The 4572-nt window shown below is 49.3% G+C and carries 3 protein-coding genes; 2 read left to right on the forward strand and 1 reads right to left on the reverse strand.

Features of this window, described 5'->3' with window-relative positions; genetic code table 11:
* Positions 1-38 precede the first annotated feature (38 nt).
* Positions 39-761 carry a helix-turn-helix domain-containing protein gene (locus ABYW01_RS14785; protein WP_372834047.1) on the reverse strand — a complete coding sequence of 241 codons (723 nt, stop codon included), beginning with the start codon at positions 759-761 and terminating at the stop codon, positions 39-41.
* Positions 762-1032: 271 nt separating this feature from the next.
* Here ABYW01_RS14785 and ABYW01_RS14790 point away from each other — a divergent pair, with 271 nt between their 5' ends.
* Together ABYW01_RS14790 and ABYW01_RS14795 are read left to right on the forward strand one after the other, a co-directional pair.
* Positions 1033-1359, forward strand: coding sequence for a hypothetical protein (locus tag ABYW01_RS14790; protein WP_372834050.1), 327 nt, complete (start codon positions 1033-1035; stop codon positions 1357-1359).
* A 431-nt stretch (positions 1360-1790) separates the two neighbouring features.
* Entirely contained in the window at positions 1791-4421 is a 2631-nt protein-coding gene (locus ABYW01_RS14795) for an EAL domain-containing protein (RefSeq protein ID WP_372834052.1), read from the forward strand.
* Positions 4422-4572 lie beyond the last annotated feature (151 nt).

The raw sequence follows: 4572 nt of genomic DNA on the forward strand, positions 1-4572 counted from the left end.
TCGTATTTTATTGTATTTGATACGTATCGGATATTGGATCAAACCCCACCCATCACCATCACCACCCGGCCGATCACGTTGAGTTGTTCGAAGTCGCTTGTACTGAGTGTTTCTTCGCGACAATCGTGAGCCCCGGTGTTATCACAGGTGATAAGCCAGTCACCGTTGAGTTGTGCGATCAAGCGTCGGAATTTAACCTGATGCCCGACGGCAATAGCGTAAATAGCTGTATCCTGTGCGGTTTTGTCTGCACAGTCGATCAATAAGGTATCGCCCCTTCGGATACGCGGTGCCATATCATCGTTAACGGCGATCAGGGCCGCGCTGTCATCTGCCGACAATCCGTATTGCTCTAACAGTGTTTTTCCCAGAACGATCTGTGTAGCGGCCAGATCCATCTCAACCTCTTCTCCTACAGTCATTTGTGCAGCTGAATTCAAGACTGGAATACACACAGTATCTGAGATTTCATCGGAGGTAACTACCCCGGTGACCCGATAAGCATGCTGGGCCTCGGCAATTCCATAGGAGGAGGTGCTACGGGAGGGGGATGCTGGTTCTTTTCCAAACAAAATCCATTCAGGTGAGACGTTAAGTGACTCTGCCAGCGACTCGACGCGGGTACGCCTCGGTGTGGTTTTATCACGCTCCCACTGTTGAACAGATTGGGGTGCAACGCTTAATTCTGCGGCCAGTTGAGACTGGTTGAGGCCTGCACTGACGCGGGCTTTCGCGATCCGTTGTCCGATGGTCATTTTCATAAATCGCAGACTACAAGTATTCCTTGTATAAAGCATTGCAAGAAATACTTACTGTACCTTATGATGAGATTGTAAGTTTTGCTTGTAATTTGCGAAGGGTAAAGTTCATACGCTATAGGCATAACAAGCGGAAAAATAAGTATAACGCGGGTGTCAGCATACACTTAAACCGTGTGGTCGTAATTCTGTATGGATGGTTCAAATCTCCATTTTGGAATTACAGGGAAAGTTGTCAGCTTCGGCACGCCAACACAGTGAAAGGAGTTGCACTATGTCTCAGGGAGCATTGTCCGCTGAAGGATTGGGGTCATTGCCTGAATCGTTGCTGGAAGAGGGATTACAACGTGCGACGGATTATTTTATTCGTCGTCAACTCAGTCCTACAGATTGTTATGCGGCATATCTTGATGAGGCTGATCGGATGTTCAGTAGCCACTGGATGGCCGCTGAGCTACAGGCGAATACGGTCCTCTGGTCTGATCCGCGCTACAAAGATGCTCGTATTATGCTAGGTATAGAGCCATTGGAAACCGGCAGTGAGCCGGATGGCGAACCTCATCTGTCGATGCAGCAGGCATCTGAAAAAGCTGACCTTTGAAAGAACCTGTCCTGATATAAGGTGTTAGGCGGATGGAGCGTCCGCCGCACTTTATACCGACCCGAGAACCTACCTATATAGGGGCATGCACATTTAGGTGTCCATCTGATTTGTTATAAGTCAGGTTCTTTATCGCTATTTTAGTTCTTAACAGGCACACCTTTTGAGTGGCGTCACATATCTTGCTGGAGGCATTTTTTGCGCCAGTTCGCGAAAAAACCTTGTGAGACAAACCCTTAAAATACCCTGTATTAAACAGATGTTTTGACGCAGGTAGTCGTGAGCCAGGTCAATGGGTTTGATGTTTTAACCTATTGAATTTAATAGATTGATCATGCAGTATCGAGCTTACATTCTCCCTGGAATATGTGCTGGTTTGTTAAACCGCTTTCAGGTGCAGAATGCCCGTCGTCCGTTGGTGGAGTTTGCACTTGAGTAGTAACAAGGCAATACCCGGTGTATCAACAAAAAACAGCGTTATTCAATCCCTGTTACTTCCGGTAGGAGCTATCTTCTTTATCTCCGTTCTGGTGGTGGGTTACCTCTGGACCAGCAGTGAGTTTAGAAAGCTGGATGAGGAGAATCAGCGCTATGAATCTGAATACCTCGAAAATCAGAAAGTCGTGCTGCGCGCAGAGGTTCAGCGCGTCAAGTCACTGCTGCTGCGTGAAAAAGCGAATGCCGAGTCGCAGCTCAAAAGCTCGCTGAAAGAGCGTATTGATGATGCGTACATGATCGCCTCCAGTATTTATGAGCGCAGTAAAAATCGTTACTCAGACGATGTGATTCAGCACATGATTATCGCTGCGCTGCAAGATATGCGTTTGAAAGATGACGGTTATTACTTCATCACCACGCTGGACGGTGAGATGAAACTCTATCCACCTGATGATTCGGTTATGGGTCGCAGTGCAAGGGATGCGTTTAATGCCAACGGCGGTGATGTTGTGTTTCGAATGGGTGAACTGGCTAAACAGCAAAAAGAAGGGTTTATCAGTTATCCGTGGGCGCGCGCTGGTTACGTTGGAGAGCAACACCGTAAATTCAGTTACATCAAGCGCTTCAAACCTTACGACTGGGTCATTGGAACGGGCGCATACCTCGATAACTTTGAGGAAGAGATCAAACATCAGATTTTCAGGAAAGTCTCTGAATTCAGTTACGGTACCCGTGAAGAAGGTTACTTCTTTATCAACTCCTATGAAGGTGATCTGTTCGTGACCAACGGACAGTATTTCGCGGGTAAGAAAAATATCTGGGATGTCGAAGACGCGCGTGGCCAGAAAGTGGTACAGGCAAACGCCGCGCTGGCAAAACAGAATCCAGAGGGTGGATTCAGCACGTATTTCTGGAAAAAGAACACCGGTGAAGTTGCCGAAAAAATATCCTACGTTCTGGGAATGGATGAGTGGGGAATCTTCATCGGTTCCGGGGCTTACCTTGATACGGTGCGTCATGAGCTGAAACGTCGCGAATCGCTATTAGCGGAGCAGGTGAAAGTTCGTATCTACAGTGCCGCATCTGTTTTGGGGATTGCGCTGCTGGTGGTGCTGGCTGCGATGTGGCTGATAGGCCATCGTTTGGCGCGTAATATTCGTCTGATTCAGTGCAGCTTTGAACATTCCGCCACCAGTCGCCAGCATATTGATATTGAAGATGTGTACTTTGATGAGTTTCGCTCACTGGCGGCCAGTGCGAACGACATGATTGATGGCCTGAACCAACAGGCGGAAGAGCTAAGACATCGGGTATTACACGACCAACTGACATCGTTACCCAATCGGTTACAGGGCGCGAGCCACCTGAATCAGATGATCGAGCGCTCTATCAATACTCAGGCCGTTGTCGCGTTGTTGTTTATTGATCTGGATAATTTTAAAGAGATCAACGACACCTTAGGACACTCGGCGGGTGACGAGCTGCTACAGAAAGTGTCGCTGCGTCTGCAACGAGTGGTGCGTGAAGAAGATATCGTTGCGCGTTTGGGCGGCGATGAGTTTACGGTGATTACCGGTTTATTGAACGAGCGGGCTGATGCTGCGGTCATCGCGGATAAGTTGCTCAGCGCTTTCCAGAAACCGTTTTCAATTGAAAGTACCGAACTGCATGTGACAGCCAGTATCGGTATTAGCATGTTCCCGGATGATGGCTTGGACGCTGAAATTTTGCTGCGAAATGCAGATTCCGCTATGTACGAGGCCAAGCGGGATGGCCGCAACGGCTTCCGTTTTTATACCCCGGATATGACGGTTGAAGTCCGTCAGCGGGTGATGATGATGGATGAGTTGCGGGAAGCCATCGAGAAGCAACAATTCTTGCTGCACTTTCAGCCACAAGTGTGCCTGACGACCGGCGAAGTGATTGGGGCTGAGGCGCTGGTGCGCTGGATGCATCCAGAGAAAGGGCTAATTCCTCCGAATGACTTTATCCCTTATGCCGAATCGAGCGGCCAGATCGCGCAGATCGGGGAATGGGTGCTCATGGAAGCCTGTACCAAAATGTCAGAGTGGCGGGCTCAGGGCTACAGTCTGCGCAAAGTGGCGGTCAACATCTCCAATCAGCAATTGCGGCGTAAATCACTGGTGATGCTGGTTAAGCAGGCGCTTGCTGACACCGGCTGTCAGCCCGAGACGCTAGAGCTGGAGATCACGGAAAGCACGCTGATGCAGAATCCGGAAGATATGGTCGAAGAGCTTGTTCAGTTGAAGGCGCTTGGGGTCAGCTTAGCGATTGATGATTTTGGTACAGGCTACTCATCTTTAAGCTATCTGAAGCAGCTACCGATCAATAAGCTGAAGATAGACCGGTCATTTGTGCGGGATCTCGATGTGGATGAAAACGATCGGGCGATTACCCGAGCGATTATCGCCTTGGGTAAAAGTTTGAATCTGACCGTGATTGCGGAAGGCGTTGAGTACGCATCGCAGGTTTCGTTCCTGGCGTCTGAGCAATGTGAGCAGATTCAGGGCTATTTATACAGTAAACCGCTGCCGGAAGAAGAGTTCCTGGTGTATCTGAAAGAGCATAAATCCCGTCGGGAGGAGATGGCAGAGTGGATCTGACCCTCTGCCATGGTTGGCGGTGACGATTTAGATCTCGTCGCTGCCATCAATCCAATGCAACGCTTGCAGGAACTGTGAGCCGGTAAAGTGACGTGTCTCACCACTGACGATCAGATCGCCGATCTTGGCAAGCCAGTTGACCCAGTCCGCA

Origin of the sequence: Pontibacterium sp., assembly GCF_041587635.1 — a bacterium.
Lineage (GTDB): Bacteria > Pseudomonadota > Gammaproteobacteria > Pseudomonadales > Balneatricaceae > Pontibacterium.

Coding starts and splice junctions, on each gene's coding strand:
- ABYW01_RS14785 (WP_372834047.1), bottom strand. CDS start 761: ATGAAAATGACCATCGGACAACGGATCGCGAAAGCCCGCGTCAGTGCA.
- ABYW01_RS14790 (WP_372834050.1), top strand. CDS start 1,033: ATGTCTCAGGGAGCATTGTCCGCTGAAGGATTGGGGTCATTGCCTGAA.